The sequence below is a fragment of the Streptomyces griseus genome, from assembly GCF_001715295.1.
In the GTDB taxonomy this organism is placed as follows: Bacteria; Actinomycetota; Actinomycetes; order Streptomycetales; family Streptomycetaceae; genus Streptomyces; species Streptomyces griseus_G.
Map to the genome: position 1 here is coordinate 1,320,018 of NZ_MDKB01000002.1, position 24,341 is coordinate 1,344,358.

Genomic DNA, 24,341 nt, shown 5'->3' on the forward strand with positions numbered 1-24,341 from the left:
CGGCGCCCCCGGACACGCGCGTGCCCCGGCTCGCGGGGCGAGACCGGGGCACAGCGGCGGCACCGGAGCGGCAAAGCTACTTGGTGTGGCCCGACTTGAGTTCCAGCTGGTCGAGGTTGGCGTCGCACGAGTCGCCCTCACGGCACGACAGCATCAGCGTGTTCGACCCCTTCTTGAGCTGGACCCACGCGTACGTGTTCGTCCAGCCCTTCTCCAGGTCGCCCTCCGCGGCATGCGCGAAGTTCTTCATGTTGATGGAGCGGGGCTCCTCGTCGTTGACCGTCAGGGACGTCTTGGCGTCCCTGCCGGGCACGCCGTACGTCACGAACAGCGTGTACGGGCCGTCCGCCGGCACATCGACCGTCCAGGTCGCCGACCGGCCGACCTCGTTGAGGCTGATGTACTGGCCGTTCGCACCCTTGGCTCCCTCGACCGAGTTGTCCAGGGCCGCCGTGCCTCCCAGCGTCAGCGTCGCCGCGTCCTGCTTGGGCAGCTGGACCGGCTGGTCGGACGGCTTCGTGGACTTCTCCGGCTTCGGGGACTCCTCGACCTCGCCCCCGGGACCGGCCGACGTGCCGGCCTCGTCCTTCTTCTTGTCACCCGTGTCGTCGCCCGTCATCAGCGCGGCGCCGATACCGATGAGCACCACCGCCACCACGGCCACCGCGGCGATCAGCATCGCCTTGGTGTTGGGGCCGCCACGGCCCGGTCCCGCACCACGGCCACCGCCCTGCGGTCCGGACTGCGCCGAGGGCGCACCGCCCGGATAGCTCTCCGGGGCCGCGTACTGCGGATGCGGCTGCCCGTACGCCTGCTGCGGCGGGGGCTGCTGGCCGTAGGCCTGCTGCGGCGGTACCTGTCCGTAGGAGCGCTGACGCTCACCGACGGTACGCACCTGGTTGTACGAGGTTCTGGGCACGCCGGGCTGCGCGGCGGCCGGCCCGGGGTAGCCGTAACCACCCTGGCCGGGCGGCTGCGCGCCTGCCGCCTGCCCGTCCGCGTACAGATAGCCGAACGGATCGTCGTCCTCGGGCTTGCTCGCGCCGTTGTTCCCGGCCGTCATCCCTGGGTCACTCCTCACCATGTCGCCAGCCGTCGCCGACCGGCCGAGCCTACCCCGAACGGAGCACGCGCCGAATTGCCCTCGGGTACCCCGGAAACGGGGTGTGGTACGGGGACAGCGGCGGTGTGAACGTCAGCCGGCTCTGCGGTGAACCTTCGACCTGGACCGCTTCTCCACGTACATCCGCTGGTCGGCGGAGTGCAGGACCTCTTCCTCGGTCATGCCGCACTCGGCCCAGCCGATACCGAAACTCGCCCCGACCCTGACTGCCCGGCCGTCCACCCGGATGGGCGGAATGATGGCGTTACGCAAGCGTACGGCCAGGTCCGCGGCGTCGGCCTCCCCCAGACCGTCCGCGAGGACGACGAATTCGTCACCTCCGAGCCGCGCGACGGTGTCCCCGTCCCGTACACAGGTGGTGAGCCGCCGGGCGACCTCGATGAGAACCGCGTCACCCGCGTGGTGCCCGAAGCGGTCGTTGATCGATTTGAAGCCGTCGAGGTCGCAGAAGAGCACCGCGAGCCCCTTCGTACCGTCGTCCCGCTCCGGATGGGGAGCCACGGTGTGCACGTGGTGGTCGTAGGGGCCGGTGCCCGGCAGGCCGTCCGCCTCGTACCCGTCGGCCCGGTAGCCGTGCGGGGAGGTGGCCTCGATGTCCCCGTAGGCGGCGTCCAGCGCCTCGACCGCCATGGAGGTGCCCGTCGAGTGGGGCCTCTCGCACAGCCGGGCGCTGAGCCGGGCGCGCAGCTCCGCACTGTTGGGCAGGCCGGTGAGCGCGTCGTGCGAGGCGCGGTGCGCGAGGTGCAGTTCGTTGCGCTTGCGCTCCTCGATGTCCTCGACGTGGGTGAGCAGGAACCGCGGGCCGTCGGCCGTGTCGGCGACGACGGAGTTGCGCAGCGACACCCAGAGGTACGTGCCGTCCCTGCGTCCGAGCCGCAGCTCCGCCCGCCCGCCCTCGGCCGACGTGCGCAGCAGGGTCCCGATGTCCTCGGGGTGGACCAGGTCGGCGAAGGAGTAGCGGCGGAGGACGGACGCCGGCCGACCCAGCAGGCGGCAGAGCGCGTCGTTGGTCCGCAGGAGCCGGCCGTGCTGGTCCCCGCCCATCTCGGCGATGGCCATCCCGCTGGGGGCGTATTCGAACGCCTGGCGGAAGGATTCCTCACTGGCCCGCAGCGCCTGCTGCTCGCGCTCCAGCCGGACCAGGGCACGCTGCATGTTTGCTCGGAGACGGGCGTTACTGATCGCAATCGCCGCCTGGGAGGCGTACATCTGGAGCGCCTCACGGCCCCAGGCGCCCGGGCGGCGGCCGTTGCGCGGCCTGTCGACGGAGATGACGCCCAGGAGGTCCTGACCTCCGCCGGACGCGTACATCGGGGCGTAGAGACGGTCCAGGGGGTGCCACTCGTCCTCGAAGCGCGGCTCGGGCCCCTCGGTGTGCCACTGCGGTACGTCGTCGTCGAGGAGGACCCAGCCCTCGGTGTGCGGTATGAACCGGAGCCCGTCCCACGCCTCGCCCATGGAGAGCCGGCGGTCCCACGAATCACGCGAGCCGACACGGCCCGTGATCAGGGCTTCCGCGGCGGAGTTGCCGGCGAAGGCGGCGACGACGAGGTCACCGTCGGGGCGGACCAGGTTGACGCAGCCCAACTCGTAGCCGAGACCGGCGACGATGCCGTCGGCTACGGCCTGCAGCGTGTCCGCCAGACTCCGCGCCGTGTTGAGATCAGCGACGGCCTGGTGCAGCTGCCGCATGGTCGCAAGGCGGACGTACGGCTCCGACTCGGCCTCCATTGCTCGCACTCCCCGAGACCTCGACAGCAACTCCAGGTTTCATATCGACGTACTTGTTGCAGTGTCACGGTCACTGAATCACAGTGCGCTGCGCACCCGGTACACAGGGTCAACAAATACCGCCCTCTGTGACTCAAGTCACAACGCGGAGTACTGGGTTCCGAGATGCCCGCGAGACCGCCATTTTCTTTCTGGATGCAAATCTGCTCTGCATACCGATGGTCCCGGGGTCCTAGGACCTGCCTGGTCCCCTGGCCCGATGCGAGGGCGCCCCACGCGGCACTAGCGTGCCTGGTGTGCTGCAGAAGACGTCCCACGCCCCGCGCCCCGAAGCCGTCCCCCATGCTGAAGGGGTGAGCAACGACCGTTTCCGTGCCGCCCTGTCCCGTCTGGCCGCGGGCGTGGTGCTGATCACCGCCCAGGAATCGCCGCTCGACGAGCACGGCCGCGGCGAGGACGTCGGGATGACCGCGACCGCCTTCGTGTCGGTCTCCCTGGACCCGCCGCTGGTCATGGTGAGCCTGCGCAACGACTCACGGATGGACGACCTGCTCGCCGAGCAGCCCCTGTGGGCGGTCTCCGTACTGGCGGAGAGCCAGCGGCAGATCGCGGGACGGTTCGCCATGAAGGGCAGGATCAGTGACCGGCTGCTGTTCGAGGACCTCCCTTATGTACGCGGCGAGGTCACGGACGCCCCGCTGATCGGCGGCGCACTGGCCACGCTGGAGTGCCGGACGGAGCAGCGGGTGACGGCCGGCGACCACACGTTGGTGATCGGCCGGGTGCTGACGGCGGAGCTGCCCAGCGCGGAGGGCGAACCTCTGACGTACTTCAAGGGGCGCTACCGGCGCCTGGGGTGACGGGCGGGGGGCTCGGGGGCTCACTCCCGCGCCTGCGTGACCTGCCGCCGCACGGCGGCGCCTCCACCGCCGTGCCCGTACGGGAGCGCGTCGGCGCCTGCGCCGCGGCGGCGTACGCATGCGCCCGGACGACGACGGCTGCGAGTGCTCCCCGTACCTCGCGCGCGGACGCCGCCGGCCGCGCGGCACTCCCCGTATCTACCTCGCGCGCTGCCGCCGACGCCGGCACGGCGCTTCCCGTACCCCGCGCACGGACACCGCCGCCTGTGCAGCGCTTTCCGTACCCCGCGCACGGACACCGCCGCCTGTGCAGCGCTTTTCGTACCTCGCGCACGGACACCGACCCTTCACAGCGGTGCCCGAACGCCGGCGCACGGACGGCGCCGCGCGTACGCGCCTACCAGTCGCGGCCGGAGCGTCCGCGTTTGGTGTCGCCACGCTGCTTCTTCTCGCGCAGGCGGCGTTCGTTGATGCCCCGCGGGATCTTCTTCTTGAGGCGCGGCTTGGGCGGCGGGGCGGTCGCCTCCGCCAGAAGCGCGGCGAGCCGGACGGCGGCCGTCTCGCGGTTGCGCCACTGGGAGCGGTGTTCGGAGGCGCGTACGGACACGACCCCGCCCACCAGCCTGCCCGCCAGGCGTTCGAGGGCACGCGCCTTCCAGACCTCGGGCAGCGCCTCGGTCGCGGCGAGGTCGAAACGGAGTTCCACCTGGGAGTCGCTGGTGTTGACGTGCTGCCCGCCGGGCCCGGAGGACCGCGAGAAACGCCACATGAGTTCGGCCTCCGGCAGGGAGACCGAACCGCGGATGACATAGGGCCCGGACATGACACCCATAGTCTCCGGCCCACAGGCCGTTCGTCACCTTGTTTCGCGGTCGTTCGACCAGAAGTTCGGCAAAGAAAGTAAAGCGAGCTGGAACCTCGTGGTCCCCCGCCTGCGTTAGGACGGGTGACGGTAGCTTTCGTGATGGCACGAAGCCCGCACACGACGAGGAAAGGGACTTCCCATGGCAGTAAGCCTGTCCAAGGGCGGCAACGTCTCGCTCACCAAGGAGGCACCGGGCCTGACCGCCGTCACGGTCGGCCTCGGCTGGGACGTCCGCACCACCACCGGCACCGACTTCGACCTCGACGCCTCGGCGATCGCGGTCAACACCGCCGGCAAGGTCCACTCCGACGCACACTTCGTCTTCTTCAACAACAAGTCGACGCCGGACCAGACCATCGTCCACACCGGTGACAACGTCACGGGCCAGGGCGAGGGCGACGACGAGCAGATCAACGTCAACCTGGCGGGCCTCCCGGCGGACATCGACAAGATCGTGTTCCCGGTGTCCATCTACGACGCCGAGTCGCGCGGCCAGAACTTCGGCCAGGTGCGGAACGCCTTCATCCGTATCGTCAACCAGGCCGGCGGCACGGAGATCGCGCGCTACGACCTGAGCGAGGACGCCGCCACCGAGACCGCCATGGTCTTCGGCGAGCTCTACCGCAACGGCGCCGAGTGGAAGTTCCGCGCGGTCGGCCAGGGCTACGCCTCGGGCCTGCGCGGCATCGCCCAGGACTTCGGCGTCAACCTCTGAGGTAACGACCGTCCCACGGAACCCCCGGCCGGCCCCGCCGGCCAGGGGTTCCGCAGGTCCGCCCCTCCCGCAGGTTCGCCCCCTCCTGCCGCGCGCCGCACGCCGCTCCCGGTGCTCCGCACGCCTCCCAGAGCCGCGCGGGCCCGGCTTCCAGGACCGGACCGGCCGTCTCCCGCGCCGACGGAGCCCCGGCCGGGCGGCCTCCGGGACCGGCCCTGCCCGGACCGGTCACCGGGCATGACACCATCTGAGCGTGCTCGACATCGGCTACTCCCTCTCCCGGCGCTTCCCGGACCCCCCGCAGACCGACTACCGCCGCGCGGACGTCCGCGCCCTGCGGCACGACCTGTTCTCCGGGGACGTCTACCTCGCCGACACCACGGCGGACCGCGAAGTATCCACAGCCTGGGGATGGGTGCCCGTACTGGACTTCGCCTGGGCACTCTGCGACATCGTCGAGCAGATCGACCAGGACCCCCGGGGTAACCGGTCCCACCGGCAGCAGTACGCCGAGCTCGACTTCACCGAATCCTCCGACCGCATGCTCTTCGAGCGCCGCTTCGGCTGGGTGGACGTCGAGGCCGACTGGATGCCCGGCGACGAGCCCCCGCTCACCTTCAGCCACTCCGCCCTGCGCCGCGAAGCCCGCGACTTCCTCCACGACCTGATCGCCGACCTGGCCGACATGCACGAAGGCCTCGCCGACAACCCCGTCATCTGGGACCTGCAGGCCCGCTTCCCCCGCCTCTGAACCCCGGCCCCCGCCAACCGCCCCGGCGCCGGGCCGCTACGACTCCACCCGCACCCCGATCTGCGCCGCGAACGCCGGAGCCAGCTCCATCAGCTGGGACGGGCTGATCACCGCCCCCGCCAACCGCTCCACGCCCCGCGCGATGTCCAGCTCGGTGACCGTCCGCAGATCGACCGACTCCATCCGGACAGCGCTGAAATCGGCCCGCCTCAGCACACAGTCACGGAACTCCACGCGGACGAGCTGCGCGCCCCCGAAATCCGGCTCGGCCAGCACACACCCCTCGAACACGACGTCCTTGAGCCGCGCCCTGCGCAGATTCAGGTAGTCGATCTTCCCGCCGCGCACGAGCACCCGCTCCAGCACCGCACCGTGCAGCTGCGTCCCGCCCAGCCGCGCGTCCACGATCTCCACATCCCGCAGTGACGCCCCGGCCAGGTCCGTGCCCACCCCCCGGACGCCCGTCAGCACGGAATCGATGAACCGGGACCGCACCAGCTCCGCCCGGTCCAGCGCGCACCCCCGCAACGCGCAGTCCATGAAGCGCGCACCCGCCCCCGAGGCGTCCGCCAGATCCACCTCCTCGAAGCGCACCCCGTCGTAGTCCCCGTCGGGCTCCAGCCCCTCACCGTCGTACGCCACGAGCGCCGGCAAACGGACCTCCGGCCGCCGGGCCACCGCCACCGCCCCCTTCCCGTCCGCCCTCGCGCCCCCGCGGCCTCCACTGCTTCTCCCTGCCATGCCCTCATCGTGACGCACGCCACTGACAACATCCCCGCCGTCGATGTCACACACCCGCCCCGCCGATCCGTCACAGACGCAGAAGCGCCCACCGCGAGGAGACGAGCCATGCAGCGCATCCACATCGTCGGCGGCGGCCTCGCCGGACTCACCGCGGCCGTCACCGCCGCCGAGTGCCGGGCCCAGGTCACCCTCCACGAAGCCCACCACACCCTCGGCGGACGGGCCAGGACCGCCGAAGGGCCCTACCTCACCAACGAGGGTCCGCACGCGCTGTACCGCGGCGGTCCGCACTGGGCCTGGCTGAAGCAGCGCGGTCTCCTCGGGCCCCTCGCCTCCGCACCGCTCTTCGAGGGCACCCGCTTCCTCTTCCACCGGGACGGCGCCCTGCGCAGGGTTCCGCCCCTCGGCCTGCTCCGTCTCGCCCGCCGCCGCCACGCCCCCGTCGACACGGACTTCCTCAGCTGGGCCACCGGGCAGACGGACGAAGAGACGGCCCGCGCCGCCGCGCACTACATGGGCGTGGCCCTCTTCCACCACGACCCCGGCTCGCTCTCCGCCGCCTTCGTCCAGGAACGCCTCCGCCGCGCCACGGCGCTGCCTCCCGAGGCCCGCTACCCCGTCGGCGGCTGGGCCCAGCTCGTCGACCGGATGGCCGCCCGGGCCTGGAACCTCGGCGTACGCGTCGAGACGACCCGGCGCGTCGACGCCTCCGCCCTGGCCGGGCTCGCCCGCACCGGCCCGGTCATCGTCGCGACCCACCTGGACTCGGCCCGGACGCTGCTCGACGACCCCTCCCTGACGTGGGACAGCGGCCGCACCACCCTCGTCGACCTCGCGGTACGGACCCGGCGCGGCGACCCGTACATCCTCTCCGACCTCGACGCACCCGGCTGGATCGAGCGGTTCACCGCCTCCGACCCCACCCTGGCGCCCCACGGCGAGCAACTCGTCCAGGGCCAGATCCCCCTTGCCCCGGGCACCCCGCGCGCCGAAGCCGTCCGACGCGCCGAGCATCTCCTCGACCTCGGCTTCCCGGGCTGGCGCACCCGCACCACCTGGCGCCGCGAAGCCCTCGCCTCCGGCCGCACCGGCGCCGTCGACCGGCCCGGCACCACCTGGCGCGACCGCCCGGCGATCGACCGCGGCGACGGCATCCTCCTCGCCGGCGACCAGGTGGCCGCCCCCGGACTCCTCAGCGAGGTCTCCTTCACCAGCGGCATCGAGGCGGCCGTCCGGGCGCTGGAACTCCTCGGCACGGCACCCCGGGACACCGGACTTGACCTCAAGCGCAGTTGAGCACCGAGGGTGGGACGACCAACCGCCCAGTAACGGGGAGCACGCCGTGCACGCCATCCGTCTCCACGCCTTCGGCCCCGCCGAGAACCTCACCTACGAACGGACCGACGACCCCGAACCCGCCCCCGGCCAGGTACGTATCACCATCGCGGCGGCCGGTGTGCACCTCCTGGACACCGCCCTGCGCGGAGGAATGACCGGCTCGTTCCCGGTCCCCTGCCTGCCGACGATCCCTGGCCGGGAGGTCGCCGGCACCGTCACCGCACTCGGCAGGGGAACCGACCCCGCCTGGCTCGGGCGCCGCGTCGTCACCCACCTCGGTACGGCCCCCGGGGGCTACGCCGAACTGGCCGTCGCCGACGCCGGAAGACTCCACCTCGTCCCCGACGGACTCGGCGCCGCCGAAGCCGTCGCCATGATCGGCACCGGCCGCACCACTCTGGGCATCCGCCAGTTCACCGACCTCGGCCCCGACTCCGTCGCCGTCGTCCTCGCCGCCGCCGGCGGCATCGGCACGCTCCTCGTCCAGTCCGGGAAGAACGCCGGCGCCACCGTCATCGGCCTGGCCGGGGGCCCGGCCAAGGTCGCCCACGTCACCGCCGACGGAGCCGACCTCGCCGTCGACTACACCCTCCCCGACTGGCCCTGTCGGGTCCGCACCCACCTCGACGCCCTCGGCCGCGACGCCACCGTCGTCTACGACTCCGTCGGTGGCGACATCGCACGCGCCGCGACCGACCTGCTCGGCCGGGGCGGCCGGCACATCGCCTTCGGCTGGTCGGGGACGGGCCTCCGCGGCGGCGGACCCTTCACCCTCACCGACGCCGAACTCGCCGCACGCGGCCTCACCTCGCAGAACGTGCTCGGACCCGCCATGACCGAAAGGGCCGGCGGCCTACGGCCCCTGGAGACCGCGGCGCTCACCGAAGCGGCCTCCGGACGGCTCCGCCCCGCCGTCCAGCGCTACCCCCTCGCCGAAGCGGCCACCGCCCACCGCGCCCTCGAGAACCGCGGCACCATCGGCAAGGTGGTCCTCATCCCCTGACCACCGCTCACCGGCCCCCGAGCTCGGCCAGCGCCCCGTCCGTCAGCCGGTACACCGTCCACTCGTCCTGCGGACGAGCCCCCAGCGACTCGTAGAACGCGATGGACGGGGCGTTCCAGTTCAGCACCGACCACTCCAGGCGCCCGTACCCCCGGTCCACGCAGACCCGTGCCAGCTCCCTCAGCAGGGCCTTGCCGTAACCGCCCCCGCGCCGCTCGGGACGTACGTACAGATCCTCCAGGTACACGCCGTGCACCCCGCGCCACGTCGAGAAGTTGAGGAACCACAGCGCGAACCCGACCACTTCGCCGTCCTCCTCCGACACCGCCACATGCGCGTACGCTGCGGGCCGCTCCCCGAAGAGGGCCTCCCTCAGCTGCTCCTCGGTGGCGTTCGCCTCGTGGAGCGCCTTCTCGTACTCGGCCAGCTCCCGGACCATGGCATGCATGACGGGAACATCTGCGGTGGTAGCGACACGAATCATGAGCGCAGCCTAGACACGCAGGCCATCCGCCTCTCACATCCGCCCCAGCAACCGCCGCGCGATCTCCCCGTGGTCCGCCGGCAGCCGCGACTCCCCGCGCCCGATCCCCCACAGAGCGTTCTGCAGGACCCGACCCAGCGTCCACGCCCGCGCCCGCTCCCGGTCCAGGCCCAGCACGCCCGTCAGCAGATCGAACCGCCACAGGACCTCGGACGCGTCGAACCGGTTGCCCAGCGCCGGGAACAGCTCGAAACCCGGATCCCCCGCCAGGGGCTTCGGGTCGAGCGGCACCCACTCACCGGCCCGCCCCTCCTCCGCACGTCCGGCCAGGACGTTGTCGTGGTGCAGATCCCAGTGCAGCAGCCGGTCCCCCGGCTCCCCCGCCACCTCCCGCACCGCCGCCGCGCAGTCCAGGACCAACCGCCGCTCACTCTCGTCCACCAGCGAACCGGCCGCCCCCGGAGCCGCCTGCAGCATCCGCGCCACCATGTCCCCCAGCCGCCGCATCCCCACCGGAGCAGGTACGGCCACCAGCCGGGCCAGTGACGCCGCCAGTACCCGCACCGCCTCCCGGGCATCCGGTACGCCGGCCAACGACCGCCCCTCGTCGAGCCGTTCCAGCAGCATCGCCCCCGACACCACGTCGTACTCCAGCAACGTCACCGCCCCGGCCCCGGCCACGCCCCAGGCGCGCAGCGCGACCGGCTCGCCCACCGTCTCCTCGTCGACCGCCTGCAGCTTCAGCGCCGCCCGCCGCCCGTCCGCCTCCCGGACCACGGGGAGCACCAGCGCGCACATCCCGCACATCGCGGCCCCGTCCCGCCGCAGCCCCCACTCCTCCAGGAACCGCTCCGCCAGAACCGGCAACACGGCGACGAACTCCCGCCCCCGCTCCCCGTTCAGAGCGGTCTGGCGGGCCACCAACTCCTCCGGGACCTCGATCACGCCCGTAAGCGTAGGGGGCAGCACGACGAAACCCCCGGCCGCGCAGTACCTTCCCTCCAGCGACTCGGCTGCACACGGACAAGCAGGGGACACATGAGCACCGTCAGTACCGTCAACGGCGGCATATCGTTCTGGTACGCGCACGGGGGCACCCCGGTGCCCCGCGAACCCCTGCCCGGCGACACCACGGCCGACGTCTGCATCGTCGGCGGGGGCTACACCGGACTCTGGACGGCGTACTACCTCAAGAAGGCCGTCCCCTTCCTCAACATCACCGTCCTGGAAGCCTCCTTCTGCGGCTACGGCGCCTCCGGCCGCAACGGCGGCTGGCTGTACAACGGCATCGCCGGCCGCGACCGCTACGCCCGGCTCCACGGCCACGACGCCGCCGTCCGCCTCCAGCAGGCCATGAACGACACCGTCGGCGAGGTCGTCCGCGTCGCCGGCGAGGAGAAGATCGACGCCGACATCCACCACGGCGGCGTCCTCGAGATCGCCCGCACCCCCGCGCAACTCGCCCGCCTCAAGGACTTCCACTCCGTCGAGATCGCCTTCGGCGAGACCGGCCGCGTCCTGCGGGGGGCCCGGGAGACGGCCGAGCGCGTCCGGGTCACCGGAGCCGTCGGCTCCAGCTGGACCCCGCACGGCGCGCGCCTGCACCCCGCCAAGCTCGTCACGGGCCTGGCCGAGACCGTCGAAGCCCTCGGCGTCACCCTCCACGAGTCGACGCCCGTCACCGAGATCAGACCGAAGCACGCCATCACGCCGTACGGCACCGTCCGCGCCCCGTACGTCCTGCGCTGCACCGAGGGCTTCACCGCGTCCCTCAAGGGGCAGAAGCGGACCTGGCTCCCCATGAACTCCTCCATGATCGTCACCGAGCCGCTCCCCCAAGCCCTCTGGGACACCATCGGCTGGGACGGCCGCGAGACCCTCGGCGACATGGCCCACGCCTACATGTACGCCCAGCGCACCGCCGACGACCGCATCGCCCTCGGCGGCCGGGGCGTCCCCTACCGCTACGGATCCGCCGCCGCCCACGTCAACGGGACGGACCGCACCCGGCCCGCCACCGTCGACGCCCTGCGCGACCTGCTCGTCCGCTTCTTCCCCAGCGCCGCGGGCGCCCGCATCGACCACGCCTGGTCGGGCGTACTCGGCGTCCCCCGCGACTGGTGCGCCACCGTCACCCTGGACCGCTCCACCGGCCTCGGCTGGGCCGGCGGGTACGTGGGCTCCGGGGTGGCCACCGCCAACCTCGCCGCCCGCACCCTGCGCGACCTCATCCAGCAGGACTCCGGCCAGGCCGGCCCCACCGAGCTGACCACCCTCCCCTGGGTCGGCCACAAGGTCCGCCGCTGGGAACCCGAACCCCTGCGCTGGCTCGGCGTCCACGCCCTCTACGCGGCCTACCGCACCGCCGACCGCCGGGAATCCACGTCCGCGACCTCGGACACCCACCGCCTCGCCAAGCTGGCGAACCGGGTGGCAGGACGGCGCTGAGCGTCGGGCAGCCGGTCACATCGGGTGCGCGACAGCGAAAACCCCAGGTCACGAGCGTGTGACCTGGGGTTTCCACCACGCTTCCGTCGGATGCGAACCGACGGCCCAGAGCGCGGGGCGAGTGAGGGGCGCCGCCTTCCTGCCCGCTCCGGAACCGGCGCCGGCGAGCGCGACCGAGACCGGCACTGAGACCGGCAGCCGCCGCGCGGCCCCCGCCCGCTCACGCCGACGCGTCGAACGAACAGAAATCCCCAGGGCGGACACTGTCCGACCTGGGGATCTCGTCGAGCCCCCTGTCGGATTCGAACCGACGACCTACGCATTACAAGGGCCCGCGAGATCCTCCCGGCTGGTGCCGGACGATGCCATAGAATCTCGTTTCCCCAGGTCAGGGACACCTGACCTTGATCACTATGACGCTGGGTCCACCCTAGTGCTGCCCAGTCCGCTCACGCAGCGCTCACGCAAGCGAGACGTGCGACGACCGAAAAACCGCAGGTCGCTGGCCTTCGAAAGGCGACCGTCCGTACGGGCCCTCACTCCTGGCCCTGCGTGACTCGCCCCCGAGCCGGGGGCCCCAAACCTCACCCCTCGGCTGGAGCCCAGGGGCCCCGGGCGCTTTTTTCCGATCATCGCGCTGACCGCGTCGTAGCGGGTGGCCGGCCCCACCGCTGCTTCAGGGTGAAGCGGTTGCACGCATGCGGTGAGGCAGGGCCCGTCCAGCAAAATCCGGAAGGGCCCTGTCTGGCCTTGCCGGGATCATCAACCCTTGCTGATCACGAGCCCTGCCATCGCGGCGCTCAACGTGAGACAGGCTCCGAACGCCGTGCCAGCCTTCAGCAGGACAGCCGGAAGAGGGTTGCCCCCGAGGTGGTGCAGTACGCCTGTGATCCCTCCGCAGATCACGGCCGTTTCCACGGCTATCACCCCGCTCAACACCCAGATGGCGATGTACTCGTATGACACCTGCAGCCCTCCTTCGTCGTTGTCCGGACCTACCTTCCACCCGTGATCGACACTTTTTGTTCACCATGCACAATGGCGCACAGAGGTGAACAAGGGGATCGGGGGAGGGTGCGTGACGAACGACCCGCTGGCGGAACTGGGCCAGCGCCTCACTGACTTGCGTGTGATGAGCGGCTGGAACGTCAATCAGCTCGTCGCTAGGTGCGGTTCTCTGGGGCGGACAGTGATCAGCAACGCACTGAACGCCCGTAAGGGCCGGAAAATCCCATCTGCGGATACGGTCGTTAGGATCTGCCAGGCTCTCGGCGCGGACTCGACCCCGTTGCTTGAACTGCTCAGGCAAGCCAAGGAGGATCGGCGGACTCCGCCCCCCGGGCCGCGAGCAGAGGACCGGAGCCGGCAGTTCGCCCGAGAACCCAGCTCTGAGGTAGACGATGCCGCCGACACTTCAGGCCGGTTCGACCCGCTACGACGCGAGAACCTGGAACGGTCAGTGCAGTGGGCGCTGGAAAGTGCTCCACCCGTCCCGCTTGCCTCGTTCCCTGCGGCGCCGGTCGAAGGTCTGTACGCCCTGTACTACGTGGGGTCGCACTCGCTCTATCGCCCGGTGTCCTCATCGGCTTGCGCGGTTCCGATCTATGTCGGCAAGTCCCTGCCGAGTGGGAAGTCTCGTAGCGGGATGGTCGTCCGGGGTTCCATGAATCGTCGGCTGCGCACTCATCTGAGATCGCTCGAGGACGTACACGACCTTGATGCCCAGGACTTCCTGGTGCGGTATCTCCCAGTAGACGAAATCTGGACGATCGGCCCTGAGCGGCTCATGATCGGTGATCACCGACCGGTCTGGAACGTCGTCGTAAAAGGCTTCGGGGTCCACAAGCAGGGCAGCTTTCGGGCGGCAACGACCCCTCGGACGTTCTGGGATGAGCTGCATCCGGGAAGGCCGCAGTCCGAGCGCCAGAGGGACGCCGAGTTGAGCCGCGCCGATCTGCAACGGGCGGTGCGGCAGCACTTCGCTCGCATGGCAAGTGACTAAAGCGCATGGCTTCGACCGACGGACCAGGGGCTGGGGGCGCCCCGACTACAGCATGCCCTTCTCCAACAGATCACGGATCGCGTCGTCTCGCCTGCGAACAACGATCCGCCCATCCCCGGCGCTATACACAACGACAGCGGCTCCTGGAGACAGCCCCGCCTCCGCGAGCACCCCCAAGGGAATCTCGATGGCGCCTGCTTCGGAGATGGCGGCCTCGGCTGGTTCCCTGATCATTCCGCCAGTGTGCCACCGCCCACGGGTCGGCTTAGAGCGTGATCAGATCGCTCCGGGGGGCCGCCCGGCCGCGCTCGTCGGAGGCGTTGCATGCAGCTTCAGGTGCTCGCGGACCGCTTCTCGGAGTGGCATGGGCCCCGATGGCTGGGGGCGCATCCCGTCGGCCCACGCCACACCGGTGTGGACCTCATGCCACTTTGGTCGCATCTGTTCGGCCTGGCGGGGCCCTCCCTGAGGGTTCACGCCGAAGCCCTCAAGTATCACGTTCCAGACAGGCTGGAGGTCTTGGATCATCAAGCGCTCGGCCATCGGCGTGAAGAGGTCGTCGGCGGGGAGGTAGCGGACGTAGAAGTCTTCCAGTTCGAAATCAGCGGCCGCTTTGAGCTTCCGCCGATGGGTCGAGAGTCGCTTCCAAAGCGGCGTTCCTGCCCACGCTTCGGCGACCTCAGCGCCCTTGCGGCCGCCCTCAGGATCAGACTTACCCACATAAATGGGCACCTCGAACGATCCGGAGATCGGCGCGTACAGCTCGTGGTCCCCCGCGTAATAGATCGCGTAGATCCCGCAGCCGTTGAACGACCGGACCCTGTCCATCCGAATAGGCTCGCCGGACGTTAGCGCCCAGAGCACACTGCGCCCGAGGTTTTCCCGTCGAAGCGGGTCGTAGATGCTGTCGGCGCCAGCCTTTGGCGGCTCGTCCACGACGCCATCGAAGGGAAGTTGGGCTGACACGGCGGCTTCTCCGTTTCTTGTTCGGAATCGTTGGCTACTGGATGGGATGCTGGTCCGCGCGGGCTGGGTCAGCCCCCTGTTGTTGGCGGATCGACTTCGATGTCCCCTGCCGGCTCGGCCTCGGGCACGGCGTTGACGCGTTGGCCAGCGCGGTAGTACCGCCACGCGCTCTTGTAGTCATTGGGGCTGTCGTCGTACATGATCACGTAGCCCATGAGAGCGGCGACCTGCCATTTAGCCGGTATCTCCGCCGAGACCAGCTGGAAGACCTCGTCGGCGGTCATTGCGGCCGATGGCACGTGAACGCTTCGAGCCTTGAAGTCCGCCGACTTTCCGTACCTGAAGTTGTACGGGAGGCCAGCCTTGATGGTCTCCAGGAGTTCCTGCAGCGTCGTCTCGCCGGGCAACAACCCCTTGATCGGTCGGTCAAGATCGATGGGGAACACGACGTCGAAGTGGTTCTGCTTCAGGACGGTGCTGTCCCGCTGGCGGCCAGGATCCTTGTTGCCGAAGCCGTTGTTGTTCCAGGGGATGTCGCCCATGCCCTTGTGATGGGTGATGAGCAGCTGTTCCGGGGCGAGGGCGGAGAAGTCCTCGGCTACGTACAGGCACGAGAAGGCCATCTCGTCCGGGGAGATGTTGCGGCGCCCCGAAATTTTGCCGAGGTGGTTGCGGAGACGGGCCGGCAGGGACTTGTCGGCCTTGCCGACGTAGACGAACTCGCCGTTCAAGTAGAGCTGGTAGACCCCGGGTTTCTCCTTGAGCCGCGCGATGTTCGGCTCCGTGAGTGGAGCCCTGTCGAGTCCATCGAGGGCGGCGGCCAGCTGGTCACCGAGCGCCTTAGTGATGCTCAACGTGAAGTCCTTGTGGTACTGCGTCCCGTCGTCGGAGCCCACCACCGGCGCCATCGGTCCCACTCCCTTGTCGGCATGATCGCGGGCAGCCTATCGGCGACCTGCACACACTGACGAACCTTCAGCTCGAAGCGGCTTGAAGATCTACAACTCCGCGGTATGCTTTTAAAATGGCTGAACTGCTAGAAGGATCAAAGAAGGACCGCACGGGTGTCGAGCTCTTCGCTGGCGCCGGCGGTCTGGCCATGGCCGTCCACCGTGCGGGATTCCGCCCCCTGCTCTTCAATGAGTTCGCCAAGCGGGCGTGCGAGACCCTGGAGGCCAACGGGGCCCAGCGGCTGCCGGACGGCCAGAAGCCGACGCGGGCTCCCGCACCCGACGAGAAGGTGCCCCTCGTCGCGGGCGATGTCCAAGAACTCGACATGGACTACCTGGCCGGCGAAGTGGACGTCCTCGCTGGCGGCCCTCCCTGCCAGCCGTTCAGCCTCGGCGGCGTCGCCAAGGGCGACGAGGACAAGCGGAACATGTTCCCCCAGATGTTCAAGGCCGTCCGGCAGATCCAGCCGAAGGCCGTGATCTGCGAGAACGTCCGCGGTCTACTCAGGCCCTCATTCCGTCGCTACTTCGACTACATCCAGCGCGAGCTGGAGCTGCCTTTCGAGGAGCGAGTCGACGGCACCAACTGGGAGCAGCACTACGAGTACCTGCTGGAGCGCCGCGAGAAGGAGCTGGACGATCCCGGGAAGCGGTACGACACCGTCATGATGCCGGTGAACGCAGCCGACTACGGGGTCCCGCAGATTCGCAATCGCGTGATCATCGTCGCGTTTCGTCGCGACCTGAACGCCGACCTTGAGCTCTTCAAGGACCTCGTGAGGCCGACGCACTCCGAGACTGCCCTCTTCCGATCCATGGAGGACGGGAGCTACTGGGAGCGGCACGCGAATGTGCCCGACCACGTGCGCGAGTGGGTCATGGCCCGCCTCCCGAAGACCATGCCCATGGACGACGGCCTGCTCCCCTGGCACACCCTGCGTGACGCGATCGTCGGCATCGGTGACAACAAGCCACTGCCAGAGGTACCGGACGAGTGGCTGGACCGCACCGAACACTTCCTCGGCGGGTTCACGGAACACGTCGGTTGGCCCGGTGCCCGCATCTACGACGGGCACACCCCCAACGAACTCGACCGCCCGGCGAAGACCGTCAAGGCCGGCGTGCACGGCGTGCCCGGCGGCGAGTCGGTCATGCTCCTGGACGAGCTGGTGGCCGACAAGGCCGCTCAGGGCGGCGTCCGGTACAAGTACCGGTACATGACGGTTCGCGAAACCGCTCGCGTCATGACCTTCCCCGACACGTGGGAGCTCAAGGGCCCGCGGGGGGAGAAGATGCGCCAGCTCGGCAACGCCGTACCCGTTGCCCTTGGCGAGGTCTTCGCCAAGGCGGTCGCCGCCGTCCTGGACGAGGCGGAGGAGCGCCAGAAGTGACGGCGCCCACCAGCAGAGCGCAGAGCGGCTGGAAGCACGACCCGCCGCCGGACCGGGCGTGGAAGGGGCGGCCCGGCAGGGCACGCTCCGCCATCGCCGCTGAGCAGGACCGGGCGGCCGGCGGTCGTCACAGACGATCTGTGGACCTCGGCGAGGGGCGCTTCGCCCGGGCCTCTGTGGAGCTGAAGGTTCTTCCCGACACACGACGCATTCGCGCGTACCTGCGCTGGTCCGACGGCGGTAAGTCCCCGGCCCGCTACCTCGGACAGGTCGAGCACGAGACCCGGGCCGCGAACCTCGCCGAGGGTTGGAGGATGGCCTGGGAAAAGGGCCTTCTCACCGAGGAACCGCCGGCTGAGGGCTCCTGGGCTTCCTCGCCATCCGTGCGTGCGGTGATGCGGGGCAACAGGAACAAGGACACCCGGCCAGAGCTGCGACTCCGCTCCTTGCTGCACAAGCAGGGCCTCCGCTACCGCGTGGCGGCACGGCCGCTCCCCGAACTGCGACGAACCGCCGACGTGTTGTTCTCCAAGCCAAAGGTTGCGGTCTTCGTTGACGGCTGCTACTGGCACGGATGCCCCGAGCATCTTCGGAAGTCACACAAGAACGCCGAGTTCTGGCGTAGCAAGATCGAGGGCAATCGCGCTCGCGATGCCGAGACCGACCGCCTGCTTGGCGAAGCGGGGTGGACCGTCGTCCGCGTCTGGGAGCACGAAGATCCTGTGGATGCCTGCGCTCGGATCGAGGGCATAGTGCGACAGGCATCAAGGGACTCGACCGGTTAAAGGAAGCATCCAGGAAGTGCGTTCGCGGCTACGTGCTTGACTCCACCATTGAGGCATGAGGCATGGCATGAACGATTCGATCGTTGAGTGGGCGGCACTGGTGGCGGAGGCAGAGCTCCGGAGTCCCCTTCCCCGCCGGTGGGCGCATACGCGAGGTGTGGCTAGTCGTGCGGCCGAGGTTGCGTCCGCTATAGGCAATGACGCCGCCCTACTCGTCGCCGCCGCCACGCTGCACGATGTCGGGTACGCGCCTCGGCTGGCTCTCACAGGGTTCCACCCGCTGGACGGTGCTCGGTTCCTCCGCGACGAGCACGGGGCCGACGAGCGACTGGTGCGGCTGGTGGCTAACCACTCGTTTGCGCTCCTTGAGGCAGAGGAGCGCGGGTTGCGCGAGGAACTTACGACGGAGTTCCCCTTGCTGGAGCAGCCGCTGCTTGTGGACGCCCTCGTGTACTGCGACATGACCACGACGCCCGACGGGGGCCGGACCACCGCGCAGGACCGGGTCGCGGAGATCCTCAGCCGCTACGGGGACGACAGTGTGGTCGGGCGATTCATTCGCCGGGCGGCACCGGAGATCTGCGCCTCCGTGGAGCGAGTGGAAGCCGCTGTTGCGGCTCAGCCTAGGTAGGGGTACGTGCCGTCGAGGTAGTCGCCGATCTGCTGGCGCATGCTGGGGTGGATGTCGTACTCGTCCAGGTCGTTGGGCTGGACGTAGCGGACGCCGTCGGCTTCGTCGTTGATGGTGGGCTCGCCACCCACAGGGCGCCCGATGTAGGTGTTCTCGTACTGCTGGCGGATCTCGCCGTCCGTGTAGGCCACGATGTGGTTCGGGTTCGTGTAGACCCCCAAGAAACCCGTGACCTCGGCGATGATCCCGGTCTCTTCCAGGCACTCACGCACAGCGCACTGGGCCGCTGTCTCGCCGATGTCCTGCGCACCGCCCGGCAGGGCCCACTGGCCGGTGTCCCGGCGGCGCTGGAGGAGTATGGCGCCGTTTTCGTCGACGACGAGGAGGTTGTTGGCGGGGATGAGCGTGTTGGCCTTGGGGGCCTCGGGGTCGTTGTAGTACTCAGTCCTGCCCATGTGACGCGGACCCCTCCTGGTCTGGTGTCCAGGGCCGCGCGGTGGCCCAGACAGCTTCGAAACTCTGAGCGTAGTTGCCGAACCAACCCGCCGTGTCTGCTCTGCGGAGATGCAGGAGAGGGTTGGCGCTGGCCGGCTGGCCCCAGACGTGCGGGTTGACCAAGAGGTTGTTGTCGTAGCGGAACATGGAGGTATAGAGCGTGGTGTCGTGCAGTCTCACCTCGCAGCCTGCCTCGGAGAGTAAAGGCCGGTAATAGGTGAGGGAGGCGCGGATCTTGGCGGCGAGGGTGTCGCCGATGCCCTCCTCCCGGCCCCGGATGGCCGCTGCCTGGCCGCTCGAGTCGCCGAAGCAGAGCCGCACTCGCACCCCGTCCGACGCCCGCTCGGCGAGCATCTTCGCGACGTGGGGATTGGACTGGGCAAAGAAGGTGCCGGAGAACACGAGGACGCTGATCTGCTCCTGCGCGCCTTTGAGCAGCGACAGCCATGTGTCCCGTGGGACGCTCGCTCGGTTCTGGTAGGTCATGACAAGCTCCTGCTCTGACCCGGCGGCTTGCTGTAGGGCCGAGCGTTCCGGCGCCGGCCAGAGGAACAGTTCCTCCACCCGCAGGTGCCGGGCGACGCGGAAGCGGTGGCGGGCGTGGGGAACACGTCCGCCGAGCCATCGGCTCACCGTCTTGGGGTCTACCTCGCAGACTTCGGCGAGGGATTCGGGTGGGATGCCGCGCTGGGCCAGTACGGAGTGCAGTCGCTCGTTCACAGTCGCCATACAAGCTGAAGGGGCCGGGAGCGGCAAGGACGTTCCGGGACGTTCTGCGGGACGTCGACGGCACGACCAGGGTGCTTACGCTGGGCGTATGGAGCTCATCGTCCTGTGGGACATCGACCACACACTGATCGAGAATGCCGGGGTCAGCAAGGAGATCTACGCCGCTGCCTTCACAGCGCTGTCGGGGAGAGAGCCCATGGGACCGGCGCGGACGGAAGGCCGTACGGACCGCCTGATCATGCGCGACATGCTCCGCCGAAACGGTGTGGCCGAGCCGGACTGGACCTCTGTCGAGGAGGCTCTGACTGCCGCGGGGGAGGCGCGTCTGTCCGAGCTAGGGCGGCGCGGAACAGCCTTGCCGGGTGTGCGTGAAATCTTGAAGGAAGCCTCCGTACGCGATGCCTGGGTGTCCTCGGTACTCACCGGCAATATCGCGGCCAACGCCCGAGTGAAGGTATCGGCCTTCGGCCTTGACTCCCTGCTCGATCTGCGAGTTGGCGCCTATGGTGCTGACGCCCTCCAGCGGCCGGACCTGGTTGCTGTCGCCCGTCAGCGTGCCCAACGGCTGCGAGGTGCGCAGGGCGACGTGCCCGTTGTGCTCGTTGGCGATACGCCCAGGGACGTCGAGGCCGCGATCGCCACGGGCTCCGAGATCATCGCGGTCGCCTCCGGCATCCACAGCACCGAGGAACTGGCCGCTGCCGGTGCTCAAAGGGTACTGCCCGACCTGACGGACACCGCTCATGTGCTCGGAATCCTGCAGGCATTTGCGGCGTCCTGAAAACGTCCCAGGACGTCCTTGGAGCGTCCCGATACGCGGTGACGAGGTCCGTACCTTTCCCGCCAATATCAGGTCTCCCACCAGACAAACGCCCGAAGGAGACCCTCGTGATCAGTGAAATCACCGGCATCCGCAGGATCCGGATGCTGTACCTGCAGTTGCTCTACCGCTGCAACTTCGAATGCCTGCACTGCTTCCACGGCCAACGGCTCCAGCACGCCGACGCCTTCACCACGGACGAGGCGGTCAACCTCCTCACGCTGATGCGCGACGAGTACGGCACCGCGGCCGTCACCCTGCTGGGCGGCGAGCCGTTCGTCTACCGAGACCTCGCCCAGGTCGTCCGGTACGCCAAGCGGGACCTGGGCATGCAGGTCGAGATCTGCACCAACGGCTACCGGATCGAGCGCCGGCTGACCGAGATCGCTCCCGACCTGGACCTGCTCCGGGTATCGCTGGAGGGCATCGGCACGACCAACGACAAGATCCGCAAGTTCGGGAGCTACCGGAGCGCCCTGAGCGCCCTCGAAATCGCGCAGCAGCTCGGCGTCCGCGCCGGCGCGACCATGACAGTCACCTCACGCAACATCGACGAGGTCCTGCCGCTCGCCCGCACACTGCAGCACTACGGGGTGGAGCAGCTGAAACTCCACTGTCTCCGGCCGGTCGGCAACGCCGCAGCTCACCCCGAGCTCCTCGTCAACGACGCCACGGCCTACACCCGTCTGCGGGAGCGTCTTGCCTCGGCCGAGCTGGGCATCGAGGTGATCCTCGACGAGGACCTGTCCGAGCTCGGTGCGCCGGACGTCTGCCTCCCCGCCGGGGGCCCTGTGGAGATCGAGCGGATCGAAGCTGACCCGCGCGGCGCGCTCACCATGTCCTGCAAAGCTGTCGGCAAGGACTCGCACGCCTTCTGGTACGACAAGCTCGCAGACCACATCGACCACCGGCCCTCCCCCACCGACGAGCTCACCCTCGCGGTACCGGACGTGGTGTACGCCCGTGCCTGACGGTCCGCTGTTCGAGAGCCTCGAAGGGCTCCGCGGCACCGGAAAGTCGACCATCGCTCCGATGCTCGCAGAGGCCCGCCGCGCCGTCCTGGTCCCGACCGTGCCTTTCTTCTACCAGCCTCTACGCCGCGAGGTGGACCGGCGTGGAAACACCGAGGCCCGGATGTGCTTCTACCTGTCCGCGCTGTTCACCGTGACCGATGAGATCCGGCGCATCCTTGCCGAAGGCACCTCGGTGGTCGTGGAGAGCTACTTCGCCCGCTGCCTGGCCAACCACCAGGCACTCGGCTCCAGCCTCGGCGTCAGCCTCCCGCCCAGCCTGCCCCAGCCCGTGACGTACCAACTGACGTGCGGCAAAGGCGAGCGCGGTCGCCGGCTCACCGAGCGCATCAAGCCGGTCTCCCGCTGGGACGCCCTCGCGGAAGAGATGGCAGACCGCGTTTCCGACGCCTATTCCCAGTTCCCGATGCACCACGTGGACACCACACATCGGGACCCCGACGAGGTCCTCCAGACGATCCTGTCCATCGACACGCAAGGAGCCCACCACCGTGCAAACGCAGAGCCTGTGGGAGCACACCCTCACGTTCTTCCCCCAGTTCCTCGCCGCACTGAAGGAGCGTGCCACTCCTAACGCCACGGTCATGGTCGTGGGGGCGAGCGACGGAAAGTTCGTCCTACCGCTTGCCGCCGCCGGCTATCAGGTAGTCGCGGTAGAGCACGACCCGCTCGCTCTGCATGGGGGCGAGGTCATCCTCCAGGGTGACAACCGGGCCAACGCGATGGGACTCCTCGACCGCCTCAAGCTCGAATCACTCCACGACCGCGTGCAGATCGTGGAGGAGGACTTCCTCCAATGGGAGCCTTCGGGCACGCCCTGCGATGCCATCTGGACGAGCTGCTCCTGGCATTACAGTGCCAACCATCATCGCCCGCTCGCAGATTTCGTCACCCGCATGCAGACCTCTGTCGCCCCGAGCGGCCTGTACGGCGCGGAGTTCATGATGCCCATCACCCAGCGCCAGCACCTGATCGAGCACTACACGTCCCCCGAGAAGCTCAGGCGCCACTTCATCGGCGACTGGGACGTCCTGCTGACCCTGCGCACGAACGAGTTCACCGAGCGAGCCCACATCGGCCAGCTCCAGGACCACACCCACCGAATGGGCCTGCTCCTCGCGACCCGCACCCCCTCCTAGTACGAAGGACAAACCCGTGAAGCACGAGTACGAGGCCAAGTTCCTCGCCATCGACGTCACCGGCCTCCAGACCAAGCTGACCGCCCTGGGCGCCACGCAAGCGTTCCCGCGCACCCTCCTGACCCGCAAGATCTTCGAGAACGACGCACTCGAAGGAGGCGCCTGGGTGCGACTGCGGGACGAGGGCACCCGATCGACGCTCACGCTCAAGCAGGTCACCGACGCCACCACGATCAACGGCACCACCGAGATCGAGACCGAGGTCACCGACCTGCACGCCATGGCCGAGATCCTGCGCAGCCTCGGCATGCGCGAGGTCCGTTACCAGGAGAACTACCGCGAGGAATGGCGCCTCGGAGAGGTCGCCTTCGACTTCGACACCTGGCCGGACCTCCCCACCTTCGTCGAGATCGAGGGCCCCGACGAGGCATCGGTCCGCCAGGCAGCCGCCCTGCTCGAACTCGACTACGCCGAGGCACGATTCGGCAGCGTCGATGAGATCTACAAGAGCGAGTCCGGCAGGGACATCCTGGCCGAACCCACTCTCCTCTTCTCCGACGCCGTCAAGCAGGCTTCGGCCAGGGCAGCTGTACCGAGCGAGTGACCTTGAGGACCGAGCTGTGTTTGTAGAACTGGCCATGACACCTCGGGTCGTACCCGGCATCGCAGAGTTCGCGCATGGCGGTCTGCCCGCCGCAGCAGACACTGACGACGGCAACACGTGGACGGACGGCTTTTGCTGGCTCTACTGCGGCCAGCGATGGACGCGTGTTCTGTGGATCGGTCCGGTGAGTGTGGCCGGTGCCCAGGCGGCGATGTTCGCCTGTGGTCCGTGCATCCGCGCTTTGCAGGAGCAAGTCTGGCAATCCCTCCTCCTTCACGATGAACCGGCTCGTGCGGCCCCGGTGAGCACAGCTTCCGCGGCCGAGCGGCTCGGCGGACGCCGCGTCGGAAGGCATCGCGCACGGGGCGGCATGTTCAGTCGTGAGTGAGGCGGAGGGTAAACCGAAAGACCGGACCGAGAGCAGGAAGAAGACCGGAGACCCGAAGCCCAGTAGGTAGGGCCCCTGAGCGACTCCGCTCACGCAGGACCTCCCGCCACGCTCCGGCATCCGGCACGCCAGCCCCCGAACAGCGGAAAACCCCAGGTCACGCACTATGTGACCTGGGGTTTTCTCCGAGCCCCCTGTCGGATTCGAACCGACGACCTACGCATTACAAGTGCGTTGCTCTGGCCGGACTGAGCTAAGGAGGCATGCCGGAGCAGTCTAACCAACCCGGCGACCGGCAACAGCACCATATCCGGGTCCCAGGACTACTGACAGATCGGAGAACGCCAG

The 24,341-nt window shown here is 69.1% G+C and carries 27 protein-coding genes and 1 tRNA gene; 16 read left to right on the forward strand and 12 right to left on the reverse strand.

Going from position 1 to position 24,341, the window contains the following annotated elements; translation table 11 throughout:
- Positions 1-76: 76 nt before the first annotated feature.
- Both BA175_RS12480 and cdgB read right to left on the reverse strand, forming a co-directional pair.
- Positions 77-1,063, reverse strand: a complete 987-nt coding sequence (locus tag BA175_RS12480) for a carbohydrate-binding protein (RefSeq protein WP_069171359.1) — start codon at positions 1,061-1,063, stop codon at positions 77-79.
- Positions 1,064-1,195: 132 nt separating this feature from the next.
- Complete coding sequence (gene cdgB, locus BA175_RS12485; protein ID WP_069171360.1) at positions 1,196-2,854, reverse strand: diguanylate cyclase CdgB; 1,659 nt, start codon at positions 2,852-2,854, stop codon at positions 1,196-1,198.
- A gap of 353 nt (positions 2,855-3,207) precedes the next feature.
- Here cdgB and BA175_RS12490 point away from each other — a divergent pair, with 353 nt between their 5' ends.
- The gene (locus BA175_RS12490; RefSeq protein ID WP_069171361.1) at positions 3,208-3,714 is read left to right on the forward strand and encodes a flavin reductase family protein; all 507 of its coding nucleotides are present in this window, start codon (positions 3,208-3,210) and stop codon (positions 3,712-3,714) included.
- A 397-nt stretch (positions 3,715-4,111) separates the two neighbouring features.
- Here BA175_RS12490 and arfB read toward each other — a convergent pair whose 3' ends face one another.
- Complete coding sequence (gene arfB / locus BA175_RS12495; RefSeq protein ID WP_069171362.1) at positions 4,112-4,546, reverse strand: alternative ribosome rescue aminoacyl-tRNA hydrolase ArfB; 435 nt, start codon at positions 4,544-4,546, stop codon at positions 4,112-4,114.
- 172 nt (positions 4,547-4,718) lie between these two features.
- Between arfB and BA175_RS12500 the strand changes: the two genes are divergently transcribed.
- Together BA175_RS12500 and BA175_RS12505 are read left to right on the forward strand one after the other, a co-directional pair.
- Complete coding sequence (locus tag BA175_RS12500; RefSeq protein ID WP_069171363.1) at positions 4,719-5,294, forward strand: TerD family protein; 576 nt, start codon at positions 4,719-4,721, stop codon at positions 5,292-5,294.
- Between the two features lie 253 nt (positions 5,295-5,547).
- A complete protein-coding gene (locus BA175_RS12505; RefSeq protein WP_069171364.1) occupies positions 5,548-6,045 on the forward strand; it encodes a hypothetical protein in 498 nt (165 codons plus the stop codon).
- A 36-nt stretch (positions 6,046-6,081) separates the two neighbouring features.
- Here BA175_RS12505 and BA175_RS12510 read toward each other — a convergent pair whose 3' ends face one another.
- On the reverse strand, positions 6,082-6,786 hold the full coding sequence (locus tag BA175_RS12510) for a pentapeptide repeat-containing protein (protein ID WP_069172079.1): 705 nt from the start codon (positions 6,784-6,786) through the stop codon (positions 6,082-6,084).
- A 108-nt stretch (positions 6,787-6,894) separates the two neighbouring features.
- Here BA175_RS12510 and BA175_RS12515 point away from each other — a divergent pair, with 108 nt between their 5' ends.
- Positions 6,895-8,085 (forward strand): NAD(P)-binding protein, encoded by a 1,191-nt coding sequence (locus BA175_RS12515; RefSeq protein WP_069171365.1) that lies wholly within the window; start codon positions 6,895-6,897, stop codon positions 8,083-8,085.
- A gap of 46 nt (positions 8,086-8,131) precedes the next feature.
- Positions 8,132-9,130, forward strand: a complete 999-nt coding sequence (locus BA175_RS12520; RefSeq protein WP_069171366.1) for a zinc-binding dehydrogenase — start codon at positions 8,132-8,134, stop codon at positions 9,128-9,130.
- Positions 9,131-9,137: 7 nt separating this feature from the next.
- On the opposite strand, the gene BA175_RS12525 is transcribed toward BA175_RS12520, so the two are convergent.
- Positions 9,138-9,614, reverse strand: coding sequence for a GNAT family N-acetyltransferase (locus BA175_RS12525; RefSeq protein ID WP_069171367.1), 477 nt, complete (start codon positions 9,612-9,614; stop codon positions 9,138-9,140).
- 33 nt (positions 9,615-9,647) lie between these two features.
- Positions 9,648-10,559: an aminoglycoside phosphotransferase family protein gene (locus BA175_RS12530; RefSeq protein WP_079159629.1), complete on the reverse strand. Its 912-nt coding sequence runs from the start codon at positions 10,557-10,559 to the stop codon at positions 9,648-9,650.
- A 93-nt stretch (positions 10,560-10,652) separates the two neighbouring features.
- Between BA175_RS12530 and BA175_RS12535 the strand changes: the two genes are divergently transcribed.
- Positions 10,653-12,062: an NAD(P)/FAD-dependent oxidoreductase gene (locus BA175_RS12535; RefSeq protein WP_069171368.1), complete on the forward strand. Its 1,410-nt coding sequence runs from the start codon at positions 10,653-10,655 to the stop codon at positions 12,060-12,062.
- 762 nt (positions 12,063-12,824) lie between these two features.
- Here the strand turns inward: BA175_RS12535 and BA175_RS12540 are convergent.
- Positions 12,825-13,028 carry a hypothetical protein gene (locus BA175_RS12540; RefSeq protein ID WP_069171369.1) on the reverse strand — a complete coding sequence of 68 codons (204 nt, stop codon included), beginning with the start codon at positions 13,026-13,028 and terminating at the stop codon, positions 12,825-12,827.
- A 112-nt stretch (positions 13,029-13,140) separates the two neighbouring features.
- On the opposite strand from BA175_RS12540, the gene BA175_RS29525 reads away from it, so the two are divergent.
- Positions 13,141-14,064, forward strand: coding sequence for an Eco29kI family restriction endonuclease (locus tag BA175_RS29525; RefSeq protein WP_079159510.1), 924 nt, complete (start codon positions 13,141-13,143; stop codon positions 14,062-14,064).
- Between the two features lie 276 nt (positions 14,065-14,340).
- On the opposite strand, the gene BA175_RS12555 is transcribed toward BA175_RS29525, so the two are convergent.
- Positions 14,341-15,000 carry an Eco29kI family restriction endonuclease gene (locus BA175_RS12555; RefSeq protein ID WP_139131386.1) on the reverse strand — a complete coding sequence of 220 codons (660 nt, stop codon included), beginning with the start codon at positions 14,998-15,000 and terminating at the stop codon, positions 14,341-14,343.
- A gap of 98 nt (positions 15,001-15,098) precedes the next feature.
- On the reverse strand, positions 15,099-15,938 hold the full coding sequence (locus BA175_RS12560; RefSeq protein WP_069171372.1) for a GIY-YIG nuclease family protein: 840 nt from the start codon (positions 15,936-15,938) through the stop codon (positions 15,099-15,101).
- A gap of 116 nt (positions 15,939-16,054) precedes the next feature.
- Here BA175_RS12560 and BA175_RS12565 point away from each other — a divergent pair, with 116 nt between their 5' ends.
- From BA175_RS12565 to BA175_RS12575, 3 genes are all read left to right on the forward strand, one after another.
- On the forward strand, positions 16,055-17,371 hold the full coding sequence (locus BA175_RS12565) for a DNA cytosine methyltransferase (protein ID WP_069171373.1): 1,317 nt from the start codon (positions 16,055-16,057) through the stop codon (positions 17,369-17,371).
- Positions 17,368-18,156 (forward strand): very short patch repair endonuclease, encoded by a 789-nt coding sequence (locus BA175_RS31740; RefSeq protein WP_069171374.1) that lies wholly within the window; start codon positions 17,368-17,370, stop codon positions 18,154-18,156. The genes BA175_RS12565 and BA175_RS31740 overlap by 4 nt, the downstream gene beginning before the upstream one ends.
- Positions 18,157-18,223: 67 nt before the next feature.
- On the forward strand, positions 18,224-18,787 hold the full coding sequence (locus BA175_RS12575) for an HD domain-containing protein (protein WP_069171375.1): 564 nt from the start codon (positions 18,224-18,226) through the stop codon (positions 18,785-18,787).
- Here the strand turns inward: BA175_RS12575 and BA175_RS12580 are convergent.
- Positions 18,775-19,242 carry an NUDIX hydrolase gene (locus BA175_RS12580; protein WP_069171376.1) on the reverse strand — a complete coding sequence of 156 codons (468 nt, stop codon included), beginning with the start codon at positions 19,240-19,242 and terminating at the stop codon, positions 18,775-18,777. The genes BA175_RS12575 and BA175_RS12580 overlap by 13 nt on opposite strands.
- Entirely contained in the window at positions 19,229-20,002 is a 774-nt protein-coding gene (locus BA175_RS12585) for an XRE family transcriptional regulator (RefSeq protein ID WP_079159631.1), read from the reverse strand. The genes BA175_RS12580 and BA175_RS12585 overlap by 14 nt, the downstream gene beginning before the upstream one ends.
- 97 nt (positions 20,003-20,099) lie before the next feature.
- On the opposite strand from BA175_RS12585, the gene BA175_RS12590 reads away from it, so the two are divergent.
- The 6 genes from BA175_RS12590 (at position 20,100) to BA175_RS29535 (ending at position 23,993) form a co-directional block, all read left to right on the forward strand.
- A complete protein-coding gene (locus BA175_RS12590; protein ID WP_069171378.1) occupies positions 20,100-20,792 on the forward strand; it encodes an HAD family hydrolase in 693 nt (230 codons plus the stop codon).
- A gap of 107 nt (positions 20,793-20,899) precedes the next feature.
- The gene (locus BA175_RS12595; protein WP_069171379.1) at positions 20,900-21,802 is read left to right on the forward strand and encodes a radical SAM protein; all 903 of its coding nucleotides are present in this window, start codon (positions 20,900-20,902) and stop codon (positions 21,800-21,802) included.
- The gene (locus BA175_RS12600) at positions 21,795-22,436 is read left to right on the forward strand and encodes a hypothetical protein (protein ID WP_175420810.1); all 642 of its coding nucleotides are present in this window, start codon (positions 21,795-21,797) and stop codon (positions 22,434-22,436) included. Before BA175_RS12595 ends, BA175_RS12600 begins: the two co-directional genes overlap by 8 nt.
- Positions 22,354-23,001, forward strand: coding sequence for an SAM-dependent methyltransferase (locus BA175_RS12605; protein ID WP_069171380.1), 648 nt, complete (start codon positions 22,354-22,356; stop codon positions 22,999-23,001). Before BA175_RS12600 ends, BA175_RS12605 begins: the two co-directional genes overlap by 83 nt.
- Before the next feature lie 16 nt (positions 23,002-23,017).
- A complete protein-coding gene (locus BA175_RS12610; RefSeq protein WP_069171381.1) occupies positions 23,018-23,605 on the forward strand; it encodes a class IV adenylate cyclase in 588 nt (195 codons plus the stop codon).
- 16 nt (positions 23,606-23,621) lie between these two features.
- Positions 23,622-23,993, forward strand: a complete 372-nt coding sequence (locus BA175_RS29535; RefSeq protein ID WP_107407554.1) for a hypothetical protein — start codon at positions 23,622-23,624, stop codon at positions 23,991-23,993.
- A 188-nt stretch (positions 23,994-24,181) separates the two neighbouring features.
- Here BA175_RS29535 and BA175_RS12615 read toward each other — a convergent pair.
- Positions 24,182-24,256, reverse strand: a tRNA-Thr gene (locus BA175_RS12615).
- Positions 24,257-24,341: the final 85 nt, after the last annotated feature.

Bases quoted from the DNA above. Each gene is read 5' to 3' on its own strand.
- BA175_RS12480 (WP_069171359.1), bottom strand. From the start codon at position 1,063: ATGACGGCCGGGAACAACGGCGCGAGCAAGCCCGAGGACGACGATCCG.
- BA175_RS12510 (WP_069172079.1), bottom strand. From the start codon at position 6,786: ATGGCAGGGAGAAGCAGTGGAGGCCGCGGGGGCGCGAGGGCGGACGGG.
- BA175_RS12565 (WP_069171373.1), top strand. From the start codon at position 16,055: ATGGCTGAACTGCTAGAAGGATCAAAGAAGGACCGCACGGGTGTCGAG.
- BA175_RS12560 (WP_069171372.1), bottom strand. From the start codon at position 15,938: ATGGCGCCGGTGGTGGGCTCCGACGACGGGACGCAGTACCACAAGGAC.
- BA175_RS12580 (WP_069171376.1), bottom strand. From the start codon at position 19,242: ATGGGCAGGACTGAGTACTACAACGACCCCGAGGCCCCCAAGGCCAAC.
- arfB (WP_069171362.1), bottom strand. From the start codon at position 4,546: ATGGGTGTCATGTCCGGGCCCTATGTCATCCGCGGTTCGGTCTCCCTG.
- BA175_RS12515 (WP_069171365.1), top strand. From the start codon at position 6,895: ATGCAGCGCATCCACATCGTCGGCGGCGGCCTCGCCGGACTCACCGCG.
- BA175_RS12500 (WP_069171363.1), top strand. From the start codon at position 4,719: ATGGCAGTAAGCCTGTCCAAGGGCGGCAACGTCTCGCTCACCAAGGAG.
- cdgB (WP_069171360.1), bottom strand. From the start codon at position 2,854: ATGGAGGCCGAGTCGGAGCCGTACGTCCGCCTTGCGACCATGCGGCAG.
- BA175_RS12525 (WP_069171367.1), bottom strand. From the start codon at position 9,614: ATGATTCGTGTCGCTACCACCGCAGATGTTCCCGTCATGCATGCCATG.
- BA175_RS12590 (WP_069171378.1), top strand. From the start codon at position 20,100: ATGGAGCTCATCGTCCTGTGGGACATCGACCACACACTGATCGAGAAT.
- BA175_RS12535 (WP_069171368.1), top strand. From the start codon at position 10,653: ATGAGCACCGTCAGTACCGTCAACGGCGGCATATCGTTCTGGTACGCG.
- BA175_RS12575 (WP_069171375.1), top strand. From the start codon at position 18,224: ATGAACGATTCGATCGTTGAGTGGGCGGCACTGGTGGCGGAGGCAGAG.